This window comes from Bordetella sp. 15P40C-2 (assembly GCF_009763235.1).
GTDB lineage: Bacteria > Pseudomonadota > Gammaproteobacteria > Burkholderiales > Burkholderiaceae_B > Bordetella_A.
The window spans coordinates 223,753-244,250 of sequence record NZ_WSJA01000014.1 but is presented as its reverse complement, the minus strand read 5'-3'; the positions used below and the strand labels follow the sequence as shown (position 1 = coordinate 244,250).

The 20,498-nt window shown below is 60.9% G+C and carries 14 protein-coding genes and 1 tRNA gene; 8 read left to right on the top strand and 7 right to left on the bottom strand.

Translation table 11 applies throughout. From position 1 onward, the window contains the following. Positions 1 to 47 precede the first annotated feature (47 nt). From purN to GOQ25_RS06650, 4 genes are all read left to right on the top strand, one after another. Complete coding sequence (purN, locus tag GOQ25_RS06665; RefSeq protein ID WP_160349673.1) at positions 48 to 704, top strand: phosphoribosylglycinamide formyltransferase; 657 nt, start codon at positions 48 to 50, stop codon at positions 702 to 704. A gap of 531 nt (positions 705 to 1,235) precedes the next feature. Next, on the top strand, positions 1,236 to 2,594 hold the full coding sequence (locus tag GOQ25_RS06660) for an RsmB/NOP family class I SAM-dependent RNA methyltransferase (RefSeq protein WP_202109352.1): 1,359 nt from the start codon (positions 1,236 to 1,238) through the stop codon (positions 2,592 to 2,594). A 255-nt stretch (positions 2,595 to 2,849) separates the two neighbouring features. Next, entirely contained in the window at positions 2,850 to 4,040 is a 1,191-nt protein-coding gene (locus GOQ25_RS06655; RefSeq protein ID WP_160349671.1) for a fatty acid desaturase, read from the top strand. Then, positions 4,037 to 6,334 (top strand): UvrD-helicase domain-containing protein, encoded by a 2,298-nt coding sequence (locus GOQ25_RS06650; protein ID WP_160349670.1) that lies wholly within the window; start codon positions 4,037 to 4,039, stop codon positions 6,332 to 6,334. Before GOQ25_RS06655 ends, GOQ25_RS06650 begins: the two co-directional genes overlap by 4 nt. A gap of 65 nt (positions 6,335 to 6,399) precedes the next feature. On the opposite strand, the gene GOQ25_RS06645 is transcribed toward GOQ25_RS06650, so the two are convergent. Beyond that, complete coding sequence (locus tag GOQ25_RS06645; RefSeq protein ID WP_160349669.1) at positions 6,400 to 7,305, bottom strand: LysR substrate-binding domain-containing protein; 906 nt, start codon at positions 7,303 to 7,305, stop codon at positions 6,400 to 6,402. 132 nt (positions 7,306 to 7,437) lie between these two features. Between GOQ25_RS06645 and GOQ25_RS06640 the strand changes: the two genes are divergently transcribed. Further along, entirely contained in the window at positions 7,438 to 10,932 is a 3,495-nt protein-coding gene (locus GOQ25_RS06640) for an indolepyruvate ferredoxin oxidoreductase family protein (RefSeq protein WP_160349668.1), read from the top strand. A gap of 46 nt (positions 10,933 to 10,978) precedes the next feature. On the opposite strand, the gene GOQ25_RS06635 is transcribed toward GOQ25_RS06640, so the two are convergent. Genes GOQ25_RS06635 through dapC form a run of 5 tightly spaced genes read right to left on the bottom strand, consistent with a single transcriptional unit; the run spans position 10,979 to position 17,013 of the window. Then, complete coding sequence (locus tag GOQ25_RS06635; protein ID WP_370519900.1) at positions 10,979 to 12,934, bottom strand: ATP-binding cassette domain-containing protein; 1,956 nt, start codon at positions 12,932 to 12,934, stop codon at positions 10,979 to 10,981. Then, positions 12,931 to 13,821 carry a 50S ribosomal protein L3 N(5)-glutamine methyltransferase gene (gene prmB, locus GOQ25_RS06630; RefSeq protein WP_160349667.1) on the bottom strand — a complete coding sequence of 297 codons (891 nt, stop codon included), beginning with the start codon at positions 13,819 to 13,821 and terminating at the stop codon, positions 12,931 to 12,933. Before prmB ends, GOQ25_RS06635 begins: the two co-directional genes overlap by 4 nt. Before the next feature lie 6 nt (positions 13,822 to 13,827). After that, a complete protein-coding gene (gene dapE, locus GOQ25_RS06625; RefSeq protein ID WP_160349666.1) occupies positions 13,828 to 14,967 on the bottom strand; it encodes a succinyl-diaminopimelate desuccinylase in 1,140 nt (379 codons plus the stop codon). Then, positions 14,967 to 15,788, bottom strand: a complete 822-nt coding sequence (gene dapD, locus GOQ25_RS06620) for a 2,3,4,5-tetrahydropyridine-2,6-dicarboxylate N-succinyltransferase (protein WP_160349665.1) — start codon at positions 15,786 to 15,788, stop codon at positions 14,967 to 14,969. The genes dapE and dapD overlap by 1 nt, the downstream gene beginning before the upstream one ends. Before the next feature lie 28 nt (positions 15,789 to 15,816). Then, positions 15,817 to 17,013, bottom strand: a complete 1,197-nt coding sequence (gene dapC / locus GOQ25_RS06615; RefSeq protein WP_160349664.1) for a succinyldiaminopimelate transaminase — start codon at positions 17,011 to 17,013, stop codon at positions 15,817 to 15,819. A gap of 44 nt (positions 17,014 to 17,057) precedes the next feature. Between dapC and GOQ25_RS06610 the strand changes: the two genes are divergently transcribed. Then, a tRNA-Leu gene (locus GOQ25_RS06610) sits at positions 17,058 to 17,144 on the top strand. Between the two features lie 71 nt (positions 17,145 to 17,215). Here the strand turns inward: GOQ25_RS06610 and GOQ25_RS06605 are convergent. Then, entirely contained in the window at positions 17,216 to 17,632 is a 417-nt protein-coding gene (locus tag GOQ25_RS06605) for a transposase (RefSeq protein WP_370519899.1), read from the bottom strand. A gap of 297 nt (positions 17,633 to 17,929) precedes the next feature. On the opposite strand from GOQ25_RS06605, the gene GOQ25_RS06600 reads away from it, so the two are divergent. Both GOQ25_RS06600 and GOQ25_RS06595 read left to right on the top strand, forming a co-directional pair. Next, positions 17,930 to 18,916: a tripartite tricarboxylate transporter substrate binding protein gene (locus GOQ25_RS06600; protein WP_160349662.1), complete on the top strand. Its 987-nt coding sequence runs from the start codon at positions 17,930 to 17,932 to the stop codon at positions 18,914 to 18,916. A 29-nt stretch (positions 18,917 to 18,945) separates the two neighbouring features. Beyond that, positions 18,946 to 20,493 (top strand): acyl-CoA carboxylase subunit beta, encoded by a 1,548-nt coding sequence (locus GOQ25_RS06595; protein WP_160349661.1) that lies wholly within the window; start codon positions 18,946 to 18,948, stop codon positions 20,491 to 20,493. Positions 20,494 to 20,498 lie beyond the last annotated feature (5 nt).

Sequence of the window (20,498 nt, the reverse complement as noted above, 5' to 3'; positions counted from 1 at the left end):
ACCAAGAGTTTACAATTTTAGGCTGATTGGCCTCGGAATATCTCATCTTGCCCTCTTCTTCACCTCTTAAACGCCGCCTGGTTATCCTGATTTCGGGGCGGGGTAGCAATATGCAAGCCTTGGTGCGGGCCTGCCACGAGCAAGGCTGGCCGGCCGAAGTCTGCGCTGTCATCGCCAGCCGTCCCGACGCGGCCGGCCTGCAGTGGGCGAGCGAGCAGGGCATCGCGACCGGGGCGCTGTTTCACAAGGATTATCCCAGCCGCGAAGCCTTCGACGCCGCCCTCGCTGCGGAAATCGACCGGTATGCGCCTGACTTTGTGATCCTCGCCGGTTTTATGCGTGTGCTGACGCCGGGCTTTGTGAATCACTATGCAGGCAAGTTGGTGAATATTCATCCTTCGCTACTGCCTATGTTTCCCGGCCTGCATACCCATGCCCAGGCGCTGGCGACCGGCGTGCGACTGCATGGCTGCACGGTGCATTTCGTCACGCCCGTGCTCGATCATGGCCCCATCATCGCGCAGGGCTGTGTACCCGTGCATGCCGGCGATACGCCGGAGGCACTCGCCGCACGTGTCTTGAAGGTGGAACACGAAGCGTATCCGGCAGCCGTGCGTTGGCTGGTGGAAGGGCGCGTGCGACTGACGGCCGATCATCGCGTTGAGGTCGATGGCGAGCCGCAGCGGCTATTTTTGGGGGAGTAGGAAGCCAGTTCGGGTCGGCGCGTGGTTCGTCTCTTGTGCAGGCTCTTTGTGGCTTATCTGCCTCGTCGATCTGGCGGTATCCGCCGCGGTCTTTCCCGGAAACGCATCCTGTGACGGAAACCTCGGTATCATCCGGCCCAACCGTACACAGTATCATCGAGCTGGAACGAACCCCTTTACCTCGAATGTCGCGGTAGAAGGCATCGTCAGACAAGACGAAGCTACCTGCGTCGAGCGGTTCAGATGAGATTCATCGAGCAATACGTACGCAATAACATTCGCCGAGGCAGCTTTTGCCTCGGCTCCGAAGTTTGATTGGTCAAGGCGCGACGCGTCCTGATCTAGCATGGAAAAATCATGAGCAAGTTCCCCGCCTCCCGGCAGCGTCCCGACCGTGCATTCGGCTCGAATCGATCCGAATCCGGCCAACGCGGCAGCGCCCGTCGCTCCCCCAGTGGGCCGTCGCAGCACCAAGCGGCGTCCCATCCCCGCGTGCCGCGTGCGGTCATCCGTATCGATCAAGTCCAGCGCTTGCTAGGCGAAGTCCTGCAATGGACTTACCCGGCCGATGCTACGTTGTCGCACTGGTTCCGCGCACACCCGACCCTGGGCGGGCGTGACCGGGGTGAGGTGGCCGAGGCTGTCTACGACGTGTTGCGCCATTTGCGCCGCTATCGCCAACTGGCCGAAAGCGGCAGCGGCGCCGCATCGCGCCGTCTGGCCATTCTCGGTCTGGCCGCGACGGTGGGCCCGGAGTTCCTGGAAGACGGGCTCGATCCGGACGAGCGGGAGTGGCTGCAACGCGTCAGCCGCATCGATACCTCCTCGCTGCCCCGCGCCGTGCGGGCCAGCATGCCCGAGTGGCTGGACGAGCGCCTGGGCCGCCTGGAGGACGCAGAGTCGCTGATGGCCGCCTTGAACCGGCCCGCCGCGCTGGATCTGCGTGTCAATCCGCTGAAAATGGAGCGCGACGCCGCGCTGGCGGCGTTGGCCGATGGCCCCGCCGCCCGTTACGAGCCGCAGCCCATGCCGTATTCGCCCTGGGGAATTCGCGTGGCCGGTCGTCCCGCCGTCAATCGTTGGCCGCTTTTCGAAAATGGCAGCCTCGAGGTCCAGGACGAAGGCAGTCAGTTGCTGGCGTTGCTAGTGGCGCCGCGTCGTGGCGAGATGATTATTGATTTCTGCGCCGGGGCAGGGGGCAAGACCCTGCTGCTGGGCGCGCTGATGCGTTCGACGGGTCGCCTGTACGCCTTCGATGTGTCCGCCGCCCGGTTGGCGCGCGCGAAGCCTCGCTTTGCCCGCAGTGGCTTGTCGAACGTCGTGCCTGTCGCGATCGACAGCGAAAACGACGCCCGGGTCAAGCGTCTGGCCGGCAAGGCGCAGCGCGTGCTCGTGGATGCGCCTTGCAGCGGCATCGGCACCTTGCGTCGCAACCCGGATCTGAAATGGCGCCAGCACCCCGAGGCGCTGTCCGAACTGACCGCGCTGCAGACGCGCATTTTCAATAGCGCCGCCCGGTGCGTGGCGCCCGGTGGCCGTCTGGTCTATGCGACCTGCAGCCTGCTGGCAGAGGAGAACGAGGCGCAAGTGGAGCAATTCCTGGCCACGCACCCCGACTTCGTACAGCTCGATGCCGCCGAAATTTTGAAAGGGCGCTGTCCGGATCTGGCCGTCACGGGACCGAATATTCAGCTACGACCCGATGTCCATGGGACGGACGGATTCTTCGCCGCCGTGTTGGAGCGCCGGAAAGCGCCCGCCGTGGGCAAGGCGAGCGCCGTAGCCGATAGCGCCGAGTCGGGCGAAGTGCCTGAAGAGAGTCTGGTTGATGCGGACAACGTCGCAGACGCGGCCAGCGTGCCTACCGCCAAGGGCAGCGCTGAACAGTAATTCGATTAGTCCGTAAAAAGCCACAACTGCGCCAACGATGTGTCGCAAATTGTGTCTTACTAGACCGTTTTACTACGCGACGCTGCAAGGGCCATGTTGCGATTTGCAAGGGCCACAGGCCCCTGCAACCCCAGCGCAGTGTTCGCTTAGTCCTTGATTTATCACAAAAACTATTTTGAAATCTCGCTGTCATAAGCTAGTCAGGTAGGCTAAACTTCCTGTCATTCCTTACTTGCGAGGATCGCAAACAGCTATATGGATCAACTCTTTTCCTTCCTAGCCGGCGGGCTTACTCAAGCCAGCTGGTGGCAAATTGTCCTGTTCACGCTGGTGATGACCCACATCACGATCGTGTCAGTTACGATTTTCCTGCATCGCAGCCAGACTCACCGGGGTCTCGACTTGCATCCTGCAGTCATGCACTTTTTCCGGTTCTGGTTATGGATGACGACCGGCATGGTCACGAAGGAATGGGTAGCCATTCACCGTAAGCACCACGCCAAATGCGAAAAAGAAGGCGACCCGCACTCGCCAATGTTGTTCGGCGTCTGGAAAGTACTGTTCCGCGGCGCTGACCTGTATCGCGTCGAATCCGCCAACAAGGAAACCATGGCCAAGTTCGGTCACGGTACGCCTGACGACTGGCTCGAGCGTAACGTTTACGCCAAGCACAGCCTCTGGGGCGTGCTGACGATGCTGGCGATCGACGTCGCGTTGTTCGGTGCCATCGGTCTGACGGTCTGGGCGGTGCAAATGGCCTGGATTCCGTTCTGGGCGGCAGGCGTAGTCAACGGTATCGGCCACTTCTGGGGCTATCGTAACTACAACAGCCCGGACACGAGCACGAACGTGTTCCCGTGGGGCATCATCATCGGTGGCGAAGAGCTGCACAACAACCACCACGCCCATGGTACGTCGGCCAAGTTCTCGGCCAAGTGGTACGAGATCGACATCGGCTGGGGCTATATCCAGATCCTGAAGTTCTTCGGTCTGGCCAAGGTGCGCAAGGTCGCTCCGAAGCTCAAGCTCGAGCCGGGCAGCAAGGCGATCGATCTGACGACCCTGAACGGCGTGATCACTCACCGTTACGAGGTGCTGGCCCGCTACGGCGAGATCATGAAGACCACGCTGCGCGAAGAAATGAGCAAGCTCAAGCCGGCCGATGGCTCCGCCACGCGTCTGCAACGTGCGCGCCGCTGGTTGTTCCGTAACGAGGAAGTCCTCCATCCGGAGCAGCGTGCCGAGGTCGAGCAGGCGATTGCTCAGAGCAAGACGCTCGCGACCCTGGTGCAAATGCGCCGCGAACTGGGCCGACTCTGGGAAAGCTCTAGCGCCAGCAGCGAACAGTTGTTACATGACCTGCAGGCCTGGTGCCAGCGCGCCCAGCAAAGCGGCATCGCCGGGCTCGAGCAATTCGCACAACGTCTTAGCCGCTATGCGGCATGATGTTAGACAAGCTCAATCCTGAACAACGCGCCGCTGTAACACTCGAACCGCAACACGCCCTGGTACTCGCCGGGGCGGGTAGCGGCAAGACCCGGGTGTTGACGACTCGGATGGCCTGGCTGATTCAAACCGGCCAGGCCACGCCATTTGCGCTGCTCGCGGTGACCTTTACCAACAAGGCTGCCCGCGAGATGCTCGCGCGTATGTCGGCGATCTTGCCGATCGACACGCGCGGACTTTGGATCGGCACCTTTCACGGCCTGTGCAACCGCATGTTGCGCGCACACCACCGTGACGCGGGGCTGCCGCAATCCTTCCAGATTCTCGATACCTCCGATCAGCTCGCCGCGATCAAGCGCCTGATGAAGGCCAACGGTATTGACGACGAGAAGTTCCCCGCTCGGGACATCCAGCGCTTCATCAACGGCGCAAAAGAAGCGGGCGAGCGGCCCGGCGATATCGATGCCGACAACAGCCATCATCGCAAACAGATCGAGATCTATCAGCTCTACGAGGCGCAGTGCCAACGCGAAGGCGTCGTGGATTTCGCCGAGCTGTTGCTGCGCGCCTTCGAGCTGCTAAAGCACAACGCGCCAGTACGAGAGCACTATCAGCGGCGCTTCCGACACATTCTGGTCGACGAGTTCCAGGACACCAACACGCTGCAATACCAATGGCTGAAAATGCTGGCGGGTGGCGGCGCGTCGATCTTCGCCGTCGGTGACGACGATCAGTCGATCTATGCTTTCCGGGGCGCGAACGTCGGCAATATGTCGGACTTCGAGCGCGACTATGCGCGCGGCACCGTCATCCGCCTGGAACAAAATTATCGTTCCTACGGCCACATCCTCGACGCCGCCAACGCCTTGATTGGCCACAATAGTGGTCGGCTGGGTAAAAACCTCTGGACCGAGCAAGGCGAGGGCGAGCCGATCCGTGTGATCGAGCAACCTTCTGACGGTATGGAGGCGCAATGGCTGGTCGATGAAGTCCGCGCGCTGATCAACGAGGGCCGTCTACGCCGTGAAATTGCGGTGCTGTATCGCAGCAACGCGCAGTCCCGCGTCATCGAGCATGCGCTGTTTTCGGCCGGTATTCCTTACAAGGTTTATGGTGGTCTGCGGTTCTTCGAGCGCCAGGAAATCAAACACGCCTTGGCGTACCTGCGGCTGATGGCCAATCCGCACGACGATACGTCGTGGATGCGCGTGGTCAACTTCCCCACGCGGGGAATTGGCGCGCGCACGTTGGAGCAACTGGCCGACGCCGCTCGCAGCCACGAGACCAGTCTTTATGGCGCTGTCGCGCGTGTCGGTGGCAAGGGCGGCTCGAATCTGGCGCAGTTTGCGCAGTTGATTGGCCGCATGGCGCACGAGACACGTGAACTGCCGCTGCCCGAATTGGTCGAGCACATGCTCGCCAATAGTGGCTTGATCGAGCATTACAAAGCCGACCGTGATGGCGCAGAACGGCTGGAAAACTTGAACGAGCTGATCACCGCCGCTGCCGTATTCGCGTCGGAGGAGAACTTTGACGGATTACCCGCGGGCATCGTGCCGGATATCGCGGGCGATAGCGGGTTGATGCCGGGCGTGGTGGATGCGCCAGTGGATGTGACGTCAGGCATGACGCCGCTGGCCGCCTTTTTGTCGCACGCTTCCTTAGAGGCGGGTGACAATCAAGCGCAGGCCGGCGAGGACGCCGTTCAGCTCATGACGGTGCATGCCGCCAAGGGGCTGGAGTTCGACGCGGTCTTCATCACGGGGCTGGAAGAGGGGCTTTTCCCGCACGAGAACAGCATCCTGGAGGCTTCGGGCCTCGAAGAAGAACGCCGCCTGATGTATGTGGCGATCACGCGGGCGCGGGAACGTCTGTACCTGACGCTGGCGCAAAGCCGCATGCTGCACGGTCAGACGCGTTACGCCATGCGTTCGCGCTTTTTGGAGGAGATTCCAGAACAGCATCTGAAATGGCTGACGCCCCGAGTCGGCGCCGGCCACGCGTACGCGGGCTTTGGGGAATCGGCGGCTCGTGTGAACCACGGCGACGCTTTCGGACGGCCCGCGACACGGACGATTGCACCCCGGACCCCGCGCGGCGTAACGTCTGGCGTGACGGTCGGCGACCAGCATTTCAGGATCGGGCAAAGCGTGCGCCACGCGCGCTTTGGCGATGGCACCATCATCGGGCTTAGCGGTTCTGGTCAGGATGCCCAGGCACAGATTCAGTTCAGGGATGTGGGGGCCAAGACGCTGGCGCTGGGGATTGCGAAGCTAGAGATCGTTCAGGGCTGAGCGTTCAACAACGGACCGTATGCTGAGAGCGGTACCTCTGCGGGCTACCGCTGCCCAGCACCGATTCACCCGCCCACGGCGTGAATCATGAAATCCCGAAACGCGCTGGCAGGCCTCGCCATGACGGCCGTCGGGTGCCAGAGCAGCCCGGCCTCCATCGGCGGCACCGCACCGGCGAGCGGCACCGCTTCGATCTTCTTGCCTTCCAGCGACCAAGGCCGATAAACCATGTCGGACAAAATTGTGACGCCAAAGCCGTGGGCGACCAGTCCGCGCAGCGCCTCCATGGACCGCGTGCGAAAGGCGATGTCGGGCTGCAGTCCATGCGCTTGCCAATACGCCGCGGTAGAGCGCTCGCCCTCGTCCATATCCAGCAGGATGTAAGGCAGTTTGGCCACATCGGCCAGCGTTGGCGACGACAGCATCAGAACCGGATGGTTGGCGGCGGTCCAAAGCTGGCGCCGGGATCTCACCAGCACGTGCCTGTGCAGTGATCCTGTGTCCTCAGAATTCGAAAGTAGGGCCACACCCAGTTCGACCTCGCCGCGTAAGATCGCTGCCTCGATCTCCGGACGGTCCATGTCCACCAAGTCTAGCGAGATGTCTGGGTAACGCCGCCGAAATCGCGCGAGCAACTCAGGCAGAAAGTAGCCCAGAACCGTATACGACGCCGCGATCCGCACCGACCCACGCAGGGTGTAGCGCTGAAAACCCGGTTCTCGCAATGCCTCGTCCAGCGCGTCCAAAATGTCGCGCGCCCGCTGCAAAAAGTGATGCCCGTCCGGCGTCAGTGTCACCCCATGTGGGTGACGATCGAATAGCCGTACGCCTAACCGCGATTCCAACGCGAGGATGGAATTCGTGATCGCTGACTGCGATACGTGCTCCTGGGTGGCCGCCATCGACAGGCGGCCCGTGCGTGCGGCGGCAATGAAATAGCGCAAATGGCGTAGCGTGACGTCTTTGGACATGTATGCCTCATCGCAGGGCAACCGGGCGGTATTAAATTTTCAGATACCAGCTAACTGAATATATCAATATACGATAACGAAAGCTCTTCCTACACTGAAGTGAAAGACCACAGACAGGCCGGAGGAGACACAATGAATGCCCCATTGCCCCACCATGTCACGTTGGATGACAAGTACACGCAGCATAGCGGTCGCGTCTATTTGAGCGGCGTTCAGGCCCTGGTGCGCCTGCCCATGCTGCAGCGCGAACGGGACCAAGCGGCCGGTCTGAACACGGGCGGCTACATCTCGGGCTATCGGGGGTCACCATTAGCCGGCCTGGATCTGGCACTGTGGAAAGCCAAAACGCATCTGCAGTCACACGGTATCGTGTTTCAGCCGGGCTTGAATGAGGATCTTGCCGCGACCGCAGTGTGGGGGTCGCAACAGGTCAATCTGTTTCCGGGCGCCACGCGCGATGGCGTCTTTGGCATGTGGTACGCCAAGGGCCCGGGTATCGATCGTTCGATCGATGCGTTAAAGCACGCGAATTCCGCCGGTACCTCGCCTCATGGCGGTGTCTTATTGCTGGCGGGCGACGATCATGCGGCGAAGTCGTCGTCGGTGGCTCACCAGTCTGAGCATGTGTTGATTGCCGCGGGTATTCCCGTTCTGTATCCCTCCAACGTGCAGGAGTACTTGGACTATGGCTTGCACGGGTGGGCCATGAGCCGCTATAGCGGACTGTGGGTGGCGATGAAATGCGTCACCGACGTTGTCGAATCCAGTGCGTCCGTGGAGGTGGATCCGCAACGGGTCAATGTGGTGCTCCCCGATGCGGCGCTACCTCCGGGCGGCCTGAACATACGTTGGCCTGACAGCCCCCTGGCCCAGGAAGCGCGTCTGCTCAATGACAAGTGGTATGCGGCCATCGATTACGTCCGAGCCAATAAACTCAACCAAGTCGTGCTGGACGCGCCCAATGCGACGTTTGGCATCATGACGGCTGGCAAGTCCTACCTGGATGTGCGTCAGGCGCTCAACGACCTGGGTTTGGATGAAGACGCCTGTCGCATCGCGGGCATCCGGCTGATCAAGATCGGCTGTATCTGGCCGTTGGATGCGCTGGCGGCACGCGCCTTTGCCACCGGTCTAAAAGAAATTCTGGTCGTCGAGGAAAAGCGTCAGCTGTTGGAATATGCGCTCAAGGAGGAGCTCTACAACTGGCGCGACGATGTGCGTCCGCGCGTATATGGCAAATTCGACGAGCGCGACAACGGCGGCGGTGAATGGTCCCAACCGCGTGGCAATTGGCTCTTGCCCGCGCAGCATGAGTTGTCGCCGGCCGTCATTGCGCGCGCGATCGCCACGCGCCTGGATAAAACGGCGTTGCCCGAGGCGCTGCGCGCGCGCATCGCCGCGCGTATGGCCATTATCCAGGCGAAGGAACGCGAGGCGTCGCGGCCTATTCTCGTCGAAGAGCGCCAGCCGTGGTTTTGTTCTGGCTGCCCGCATAACACCTCCACCCGCGTACCCGAAGGATCACGCGCCGTGGCCGGTATCGGTTGCCACTATATGGCGATCTGGATGAACCGCCGTACCGAGACGTTCAGCCACATGGGCGCCGAAGGAGTGGCGTGGCTGGGGCAAAAGGACTTTACGAGCGAGCGGCATATCTTTGCCAACCTGGGCGATGGCACATACTTCCATTCCGGGATATTGGCCATCCGTGCCGCTGTCGCCGCGCAAGCGCCCATCACCTACAAGATCCTTTACAACGATGCGGTCGCCATGACGGGCGGGCAGCCCGTGGATGGCACATTGACCGTGCCAAACATTGCCGCGCAAGTTCTCGCGGAAGGCGTCAAACGCGTGGTGGTCGTCACCGATGAACCCGACAAGTATCAAGCTGCGCTCACGTTGCCGTCGGCGGTCACGGTCTACCACCGCGATCAGCTGGATGCAGTACAACCCGAACTGCGCGACATCGCCGGGGTGACTGTGCTGATCTACGATCAGACCTGCGCCACGGAAAAGCGTAGGCGGCGTAAGCGGGGTGAATATCCCGATCCCGCCGTTCGCGCATTCATCAACGAAGCTGTCTGTGAAGGCTGCGGCGATTGCTCGGTGCAATCAAACTGCCTGTCGGTAGAGCCCGTGGCAACGCCAATGGGAACGAAGCGACGCATCAATCAATCGTCATGCAATAAAGACTTCTCTTGCGTCAAGGGGTTCTGCCCGAGCTTTGTGACGGCCGAGGGCGCGGCGGTGCGCAGGGCGCGCGTGGCGCATTTGGGGCAGCCCCGTACCGATATTCCCGAACCCGTGGTTCCCGTGTTGCACCGGGGGCAGGCGCATCGCCTGATCGTGGCGGGTGTTGGCGGAACGGGGGTGGTGACGATAGGTGCGCTGTTAGGTGTGGCTGCGCATATCGAAGGCAAGGGCGTGACGGTGCTGGATATGGCTGGGCTCGCGCAAAAGGGCGGCGCAGTACTCAGCCATGTGCAGTTGGCCGCTCTGCCCGAGGACATTCAGGCCACGCGCGTGGCGCTTGGGGAAGCGGATCTGGTGATAGGGTGCGATGCCCTGGTCGCCGCGTCACCGGAAGTCTTGTCGCGCTTGCGGCCGGCTGGAGGGCGCGCTGTGGTCAACAGCACGGCGGCCCCCACGGCCTCGCTGATCTCTCGCCCGGGCTGGACGTTTCCGGGTGCGCAAGCGGAGGCGGCGCTGCGTCGGAGCACCACCGGATCGTGCGATTTTGTAGAAGCCGGGCCACTGGCGGAATCGCTGCTAGGTGACGGCATTTATGCCAATCCGTTCCTGCTCGGATATGCTTGGCAGAAAGGGACGATCCCATTGTCACGCGAAGCCCTGCACGAGGCCATACGTTTAAATGATGTAGCGGTCGAAAAGAACCTCGCGGCATTTGAATTCGGCAGGCAGGCCGCGCACGATGGCGTCGAATCCGTGGGTGCGAATCCGACTGTGCCCGTGTTGCCCGAAAGCCTCGATATGCTCATTGAGCGCTTAGCCCAGCATCTGCGGGCGTATCAGGACGATCGCTACGCGCAGCGCTATATCGACGCTGTCACCGCCTTGCGCGAGCGGGAATCCCGTCTACCGGGCGAGCCCATCGTTACGTATGCCGTGGCGAGGAATCTCGCCAAGCTCATGGCCTACAAGGACGAATACGAAGTCGCGCGTCTGCATCTGGACCCATCGTTCAAACGCCGGTTGCAAGAGCAGTTCGAGGGCGAGCCGGGTAAAGACTATCGCGTGATCTATCATCTGGCTCCGCCGTTGTTTGCGGGGGGCAAGAAGCGACCCTTTGGGCCCTGGGTGGAATGGGTATTCCGAGCGCTCGCACCCATGAAGCGATTGCGTGGCACGCCTTTGGATGTGTTTGGCTATACAGCCGAACGACGCATGGAGCGCGCGCTGGTGCAGGAGTATGTCGAATTCGTAGCCGAGCTCGCTCGCAGTCTGGAGGAGCACAACCGCGATGTGGCCATTGAGCTTGCGGAGCTGCCAGATACCATCCGTGGCTACGGACCTGTGAAAGCGGCTCATGTCGAAGCCGCCGCGCCGCGCCGCGTCGAGTTACTGCGCAAATATCGGGATCGCGTCGCGGTGGCACATGCGGCTTGACAAGGCAACCAGACAGAGAGGCGGCGGTGATTCCACCGCCGCGCGTCTACGTTGTCCCCTGATCAATTGCTTCAAGCTCAGTCTGGATTTCCAGCCATTGCTCTTCCAGTGATTCCATGCGTTTGCCGAGTTCACCGTGTTCGCTCATCACTTGCTGGCGCTCGGTTCGTCGCGCATCGCTATAGAGGTCGCTGTCGGCGATCAACTCATCCAGCACCAGCAAACGCGCGCGCAGCTCGTCCATTTCGGTTTCGACCTTGGTCAGCTTGGACTGTAGCGGTTTGCGCAAGGTGGCGAGACGCTGGCGCTGTTCGGCTTCCAAGCGACGCTGCGTTTTACGATCGACGTTCGCCGTATCGGCCTGCGCCGACGAGGAAGATTCCGCACGCGCTTGTTCACGGGCCTCGGCGCGCGATTCGGCATTGCGGGCGTTAAGCCAGTCGCGGTAGTCTTCCAGATCGCCGTCGAATTCCTGCACACGGCCATCGGCGACAATCCAGAAACTGTCGACCGTGGTGCGCAGCAGATGCCGGTCGTGCGACACGAGCAGCATGCTGCCGGAAAACTCCGCCAGCGCGGCCGCCAACGCCTCGCGCGTTTCCACATCCAAGTGGTTGCTCGGTTCGTCCAGCAGCAATAGGTTTGGCTTTTGCCACACGATCAGCGACAACGCCAGCCGAGCCTTTTCGCCACCCGACATGGGCCCGACCTTGCTATTGACCGTATCGCCGGAAAATCCAAATCCGCCCAGATAATTGCGCAGCTCTTGCTCTCGTGCATCCGGGGCAAGTCGCGCCAGGTGCGCGAGCGGCGTGCTGTCCAGGTCCAGCATGTCGAGCTGATGCTGGTGAAAGTATCCAATCGCCAGGCCTTTAGAGGCGCGACGCTCCCCCGCTTGCACGGGGATCTCTTCGGCCAGCGTCTTGATCAGCGTACTCTTGCCCGCGCCATTGGCGCCCAGTACGCCCACGCGCGCGCCCGCGCGCACCATCAGCTTCACATCTTTCAATATGGAGGCAGCATGGCCATCCGCATGGGTATATCCCGCGGCCACGTTGTCAAGCACCAACAGCGGGTCGGGTGTGTGGTCGGGGGAGGGGATGCGTATGTCGATGCCCGATTCGGCATGCAAAGGCGCAAGCGTTTCCATGCGGGCCAAGGCCTTGACACGGCTTTGCGCTTGTTTAGCCTTGGACGCTTTAGCCTTAAACCGATCGATGAAGCTCTGCAGCCGGGCGGCTTCACGTGTTTGCCGCTCATGCGCGATGCTGGCCTGTCGCAGGCGCTCCGCGCGCTGCGTCAGGAAATCCTGATAGCCACCGCGATAACGCACCAGCTTGCCATGATCAAAGTGCAAGATGATTCGCGCGACCGCGTCAAGGAACTCGGTGTCGTGCGAGATCAGCAACACTGTGCCCGGATACGCGGCCAGCCACTTTTCCAGCCACAGCATCGCGTCCAGATCCAAGTGGTTGGTCGGTTCGTCCAGCAGCAGCAACTCGGAGGGTGCCATCAGCGCGCGCGCTAGCGCCAGGCGCATGCGCCAGCCACCCGAGAAACTCGCAACGGGCTTCATCCACTCGTCGGGAGCGAAGCCCAGGCCGGCGAGAAGTTGTTCCGCGCGCGAATTCGCGCTCCATACGCCAGCCTCGGCCAGAGCCGCTTCTAATTCGGCAATGCGTGTGCCTTGGTCATCATGCACGGTGGCACGCTCGGCCTGCAACTCGCGCAGATGCGTATCGCCATCGATGACGAACTCACGGGCAGGGCGGTCATCGGCTGCGATCTCCTGCTGCACGCTGGCGATGCGCCAGCCGGCCGGCACATCCAGCGAACCCGCGTCCTGATCGAGGGCCCCCGTCAATAACGCAAACAACGTGGACTTGCCCGCGCCGTTCTTGCCGACAAACCCCACGCGTTCGCCAGGGTTCACCACGAATTCAGCGCCATCAAGTAGCACCTTGGTGCCACGGCGCAGGGTCAATCCAGAAGCACGTATCACAACTGCTCGCGGGTCAATAGCAAAATTTGGTCCGAGGCTTCCTCGGTGTCCAGCCAGACAGGCTCGAGTTCAGGGAACGCCGCCTCGAAATGGTCGCGTTCGTGACCGATCTCAAGGACCAGCACGCCTTGCGGAGCCAAGTATCGGGGCGCGGCTTCCAGGATGCGTCGCACCAGGTCCATGCCATCGGTTCCGCCCGCTAGCGCGAGCTCAGGCTCGTGACGATACTCCTGGGGCAGTTCGTCCATCGACTGGCTGTTCACATAGGGCGGATTGCACACGATGACGTCATACGCGGCCGCTGGCAGCGCGTCGAACAAATTGCTGTGAAGCAGGCTCAGACGATCCTGCAAACCATACTCGTCAACGTTGCGTTGCGCGACTTCCAGCGCATCAGGCGAAACATCTACCGCATCGACCTGCGCATTGGGAAAGGCCAACGCAGTCAGAATCGCCAGGCAGCCGGATCCCGTACACATATCCAGTGCGCGCGTGACTTCGAACGGATCACGCACCCAGGGCGACAACCCCTGATCCAAAAGCTCGGCAATCGGCGAGCGCGGCACGATCACGCGTTGATCGACATAAAAACGATGACCTCTCAGCCATGCCTCTTGCGTCAAGTACGCGGCGGGCAAGCGTTCCGTCACCCGGCGATCCAGCAGCTGCAGGACATGCGCGCGTTCCTCTGCCGTGACCCGCGCATCCAGAAACGGGTCCAACGTATCGGGAGGCAAATGCAGGCCATGCAGCACCAGATACACGGCCTCATCATAGGCGTTGTCGGAACCGTGACCCAGGGCGACGCCTGCTGCGTTAAAGCGCGAGACGCCATAACGAATCAGGTCGCGCAGCGTCTGCAACTCATGGCGATCAGATGAAGACATAGCGCCTCACTGTGCCAGCAGCAGGTTTTCCAACGTGCGCCGGTAAATATTCTTCAAGGGATCCAGGCTATCGAGCGCGATGCACTCGTTGACCTTGTGGATCGTCGCATTGCAAGGACCGAACTCGATGACTTGCGGGCAGATCTTGGCGATAAACCGACCGTCCGAGGTGCCGCCGGTGGTGGACAGCTCTGCCTTCAGACCCGTTTCGCTCTCGATGGCAGCCGTCAGCGCATCCGTCAACGATCCACGCGGGGTGAGGAACGGCTCGCCGCCCAGTTCCCATTGCAAGTCATATTCGAGACCATGACGATCCAGCACTTCATGAACACGTGCCTTCAACGATTCTGGCGTGCTCGCGGTCGAAAAGCGGAAGTTGAACAGCGCCACCGCTTCGCCCGGCACGACGTTGGTCGCACCCGTGCCGGCATTCAAATTAGAGACTTGGAACGTCGTGGGCGGGAAATACTCATTGCCTTTATCCCATTCGATGTTCACGATCTCGGCCAGCGCCGGCGCCAGTTGGTGTACCGGGTTGCGCGCCAGATGCGGATACGCTACGTGGCCTTGAATGCCCTTCACCGTCAGCTTGCCAGACAGCGACCCGCGACGGCCGTTCTTGCACACGTCGCCTAATTTGTCGGTCGAGGTCGGTTCGCCCACGATGCAATAGTCCAGCTTTTCCCCACGGGCCTTCAATGCCTCGCATACGATCACCGTGCCGTCGATGGCGGGGCCTTCTTCGTCAGAGGTGATCAGCAAGGCAATCGAGCCCGCATGTTGCGGGTGCGCCGCCACGAGTTCTTCACACGCCACCACAAAGGCGGCGATAGAGGACTTCATGTCGGCGGCCCCGCGGCCGTACAGATACCCGTCCCGCTCCGTGGGCACGAACGGGTCGCTTTCCCACTTCTCGCGCGGGCCCGGCGGCACCACGTCCGTGTGGCCGGCAAAGACCACGAGCGGACCTTCGGTACCGCGACGCGCCCACAGGTTCGTCACGCCGCCTTGCGCGATCGTTTCGCATTGAAAGCCAATGCGCGACAGACGGTCAGCCAGCAATTGTTGGCAATCCTCGTCCACCGGCGTGACAGAGGGACGGGCGATCAGGTCCTTGACCAGATCCAGTACGGCAGATTGACTCATTAAGCTCTCAGCAGATCGTTGATGCTCGTCTTGGCGCGGGTTTGTGCGTCAACACGCTTGACGATGACGGCGCAGTACAGGCTGTGCGAACCGTCTTCCGAAGGCAGCGAACCCGGCACCACAACCGAGCCCGAGGGCACGCGACCGTAGGTAATCTTGCCGGTGGCGCGATCGTAAATCTTGGTGCTTTGCGACAGGTACACGCCCATGGCCAGCACGGAGTTTTCTTCAACGACCACGCCTTCGACGATTTCGGAGCGCGCGCCGATGAAGCAGTTGTCTTCGATGATGGTCGGGTTGGCTTGCAGAGGCTCGAGCACGCCACCGATGCCAACGCCACCGGACAGGTGAACGTTCTTGCCGATCTGGGCGCACGAACCGACGGTCGCCCAGGTATCAACCATCGTGCCTTCGTCAACGTAGGCGCCGATGTTTACGTACGACGGCATCAACACCACGTTCTTTGCGATGAACGCGCCGCGACGAGCCACGGCCGGCGGCACCACGCGATAACCACCGGCTTGGAAAGCAGTGTTGCCGAATTCGGCGAACTTGGTGGGAACCTTGTCGTAGAACGTCAGGGGGCCTTCGCCCATGACGGCGTTATCTTGCAGGCGGAACGACAGCAGCACGGCTTTCTTGATCCACTGATGCACGATCCATTCGCCGGTGGACTTGTCGGCCACGCGCAGGCGGCCCGTGTCCAGGGCAGCAATCGTCTGCTCGACCGCTTCGCGGACTTCAGCGCTCGCATCGGCGGGCGACAGGTTGGCCCGGTCTTCCCAGGCTTGTTCAATAGTGGTTTGCAGGTCGAGAGTCATGACGCTTTATCTACGTTAAAAAGGTTGATCAAACTGAGGTCTGGACAAAATGCGCGATGCGCTCGGCCGCCTCGACGCATAGCGCCAAAGGGGCCACCAGCGCAATGCGCACGCGGCCCACGCCGGGATTCACACCGTGCGCCTCGCGGCCTAGGAAACTGCCGGGCAGTACGGTAACACCAGTGCGAGCATATAGGTCGCGCGCGAAAGCCGTATCGGAGCCCGGGGTAGGGACCCACAGATAGAAAGAGGCCTGCGGCATGCGCACGTCCAGCACGCGCTGCAGGACGGGGACCACGGCTTCGAACTTCGCCCGATATTGTCGGCGATTATCGGCCACGTGCGCTTCGTCCGTCCAGGCAGCGACGCTTGCCGCGGCGATCACCGGGCTCATCGCGCTGCCATGATAGGTGCGATAGAGCAGAAACTTGGCGATCAGTTTGGCATCGCCCGCTACGAAACCGGAACGCATGCCGGGGACGTTGGAGCGTTTTGACAGGCTGGAGAACGCCACCAGATTCGCGTAATCGTTGCGGCCCAAGCGTCGCGCCGCTTGCATGCCGCCCAGAGGCGGATTGCCTTCATCGAAGTAAATCTCCGAATAGCATTCATCCGATGCGATGACGAACCCATAGCGATCGGAGAGCTCGAACAACACTCGCCATTCGTCCAGCGTCATGACGTTGCCCGCGGGATTGCCGGGCGAGCACACGAATACCAGTCGCGTGCGGCTCCAAACTTCGGCCGGTACGCTTTCCCAGTCGCATCCGAAATCGCGCGCGGGGTCGGCGTTGACGTAGTAGGGCGTCGCACCCGCGAGCAAGGCGGCGCCTTCATAGATTTGATAGAACGGATTCGGACACACCACCAGTCCGCCGATATCCGGGTCCACCACGGTCTGGGTAAAGGCGAATAACGCCTCGCGCGATCCCAACACCGGCAGCACCTCACGGTCCGCGTCGGGAGCGGGGATGCTGTAGCGCTGGGCGAGCCATTGCGCGATGGCTTGGCGCAACGACGCCTCGCCCTTGGTGGCGGGATAGACCGACAACCCGTTCAGCGCGTTGCATAACGCTTCCCCCACGCGAGCCGGCGCCGCGTGTTTGGGCTCGCCGATCGACAAGTTGATCGGTGCCAATCCCTGCGGCGCGGAGCCAGCCTCGGCCAGCAAAGCCCTTAATTTTTCAAAGGGATACGGATGCAGTAAATTTAGTCGCGAATTCATATGCAAGATTTTAGCAAGCAAGCTACAATAGCGGGCTTGGTACCGCGAAGGTGGCGAAATTGGTAGACGCACCAGGTTTAGGTCCTGACGCCGTAACAGGTGTGGGGGTTCGAGTCCCCCCCTTCGCACCAAGACTTCTTTTTTCCGTTGACTCCATATAATAAAAATCGGCTCTACTCCATAAACGGGGGATGAGCATTCATCAGACCCGGTTAATCACACCGTTCCAACCGCACAGAGCCAAGACTCTCATGCGGTAATTCTCAAAATTTCTGAACCCAAACGCCCGGCGCGAGAGCATTTCCATCTTCGTGTGAAAGCCCTCGGTAATCCCGTTGGATTTAGTGAACCGCCACATCCGCACGATGGGCTCGAGCCACGATAGTAACGTCGCCGCCAGCGCCTTGGCTGGACTTTGCTCGAACTGCCGAATCAGAGCCAGGAATTTTGGCAGCATTTTTTGTGCGCGTGTGGCCTTTAAGCTCTTCAAAACCAGAAATCCGTTGAGCTGCTGTTTGGCGAAATACAACGCCTGCAGTACAGGCATCTGCGCCAGATAGCGGTGCAGCGTTTCCTTCTGCATGGCGGGGAATAGTTCGGTCCCCGTGCTTGCGGCCACTCGTCTACTCGGTAACGCCCGATAGGGCGCTTCACCCACTGCCGGTGGGGAACCATTTTGGCTTCCTCCGCCCGGCAGTCATTCATCTCTTATAGCTAACCCGTTTAAAGCTCCGCACTGCGTCATTGCCCGCAGTGCGCTTTCCCACGCCTGCTCATCGCAACACCGCAAGACCACTATTGACACCCCGGCCTATTTCTATAAAATAGAACGAACGTTTCGTCTGACGAAACGTGTATCTAAGATGTGCCACGCCGCTGCCGCGGCGCGATAAACGACACACACACGGAGACACACATGCGTATTGCCTTCAAGCTGGCAGGGTTGACTGCCGCTCTCACCCTGGCCGCCGCGCCGCTTGCCGCTTCAGCAGCGAAATACCCGGACCAACCCATCCGTCTGATCGTGGGCTTCACTGCCGGTAGCACCATCGATACCGTCGCGCGCATCATCGGTGACGGTCTGTCCAAACGCATGGGCACGACATTCATTGTCGAGAACAAGACGGGTGCCAACGGGATGATCGCCGCGCGCGCCGTGGCGCAGGCCAAACCGGACGGCTATACGCTGCTGGTCAGCAACTCCAGTTCGATCACCGTCAACCCCATGCTCTTCAAAGACCTGGGCTATGACCCTCTTAAAGATTTCGAGCCCATCAGCACGATCGTTTCCGTACCCTTTGTGTTGGTCGTCAATCCAGAGAACCCCAGCACCAAGGACATCAAATCTGTCCAAGATCTCGTGAAGAGAGCGAAAGACAAGCCCAACACCGTGACCTATGGTTCGGCGGGCAACGGCAACCTCATGCACTTGGCCGGCGCTCAACTGGGCACGATGTCCAACACGGCGATGACCCATGTGCCGTATCGTGGCGCGGCTCCCATGGAGGCGGCTTTGCTGGGCAAGGAAATCGACTTTGGTTTTGACACGCTGGCCGGCATGCCGCTGATGAAGTCGGGCAAGTTGTTGCCCCTGGCCGTTTCGACCAAGGAACGCTGGCGCGATCTACCTGATGTGCCGTCTGTTGCCGAAACCGGCTATCCCGGCTTCGACGTGTCGTTCTGGGTGGGCACGTTTGCACCGGCGGGGACGCCGAAGGCCATCGTCGACAAGCTCAATAAAGAGATCGCAGCCGTCGTTCAAGAACCCGCCGTCCGGGATCGGCTGATGCCGCAAGGCAATATCCTCACGCAGTCGCCTCAGGCATTCCGCGAAAAGATCGAGACTGAGCTGAAACAGAATGGCGAACTCATCAAGCGCGCCAACATCACGATTGAGCAATAACCAGTTTGAATAGCAGAGTGGAGCGAGGAATGTCCTGGAGCAAGGAATTGGAAGAGCTGGCGCTGCGCAGGGATTTAGCCCAGCGTATGGGGGGCGAAGAGAAGGTGGCCCGCCACCGGTCCAAGGGCAGATTGCCAGTACGCGAGCGTATCGAGAAACTGGTGGACCCGGGGTCTTTCCATGAAATTGGAGACTTGGCCGGCTCGGCTCAGTACGATGCGAACGGACGCCTCGTTGATTTCACGCCGTCAAACTTTTTGACCGGCCGCGCACGCATTGATGCCCGGCCGGTTGTGCTCGCCGCGGATGACTTTACCGTGCGTGGGGGGGCTAATGATGGCGCGGTGGGCGACAAGCTGCTCGCTTCGGAAATTATGGCGAGGGATCTGCAACTGCCTCTGGTACGTCTGGTGGATGGTACAGGCGGTGGCGGCTCCGTCAAGAACATCGAGTTAAAGGGCCACACGTTATTACCCAAGCTGAGAATGTGGCCGGCCATGACACAGAATTTGGCGACGGTTCCCGTGGTCTCAATGGCCCTGGGCTCGGTGGCCGGATTGGGCGCTGCTCGGGTGACCACCAGCCACTACTCTGTGATGATCAATGACACGTCCCAAATGTTCATCGCGGGCCCGCCCGTGGTGGCACGTATTGGGCAGAATCTGGAAAAGAATGAATTGGGTGGCAGTGCCATTCATACGCGTAATGGTGTGTGTGATGATGAGGTCGCCACCGAAGAAGAGGCCTTTCTCCGCGTGCGGCGTTTCCTGTCCTACTTGCCTCGCTCGGTGCATGAACTGCCGCCTCGTACAGAACCTCGCGCACCCGCCACGAATGATTTTTCCTGGTTGCGTGATGTGGTGCCAAAGGACAATCGTTCGGTCTACAAGATGCGGCCGGTCGTCAACGCGGTCGTCGACGCAGATTCCTTCATGGAAATTGGCGCACGCTGGGGCAGGGCGCTGATTACGGGCCTTGCGCGTATCCAAGGGCACCCGGTAGTTTTGGTGGCCAGCGATCCTTATTACTACGGCGGGGCGTGGGATAAGCAGGCGGCAGAGAAGTTTGTGCGTATGTTGGATCTGGCCGAGATCTTTCATTTGCCGGTGGTGAACTTCGTTGATGTCCCGGGCTTTCAAATCGGGCTCGCTGCCGAGAAAGAGGGCGCCATGCGTTATGGCGTGCGCGCCTTGACGGCAGTGGCGCAGTCCACCGTGCCTTGGTGCAGTTTTATCGTGCGCAAGGCGTTCGGTGTGGCTGCTGGTGGCCATCAGAGTGACGGCCGATACAACTTCCGCTACGCCTGGCCTTCGGCACAATGGGGTTCACTGCCTGTCGAAGGCGGCCTCGAAGTCGCCTACAAAAGCGAAATCGAATCCGCCGAAGACCGCGATGCCAAGCTGGCTGAAATCGAGCAACGCGTTCGATCATTGACCTCACCCTATCGCAGCGCCGAAGCATTTGTGATTGAGAACGTGATCGACCCGGCCCATACGCGCGCGCTGTTGGAAGAGTTCATTTCGATCTCCGCACCTCTGTTAAAGCCCGGGCCTCGTGCGTTCGGATACCGCCCTTAAACGCG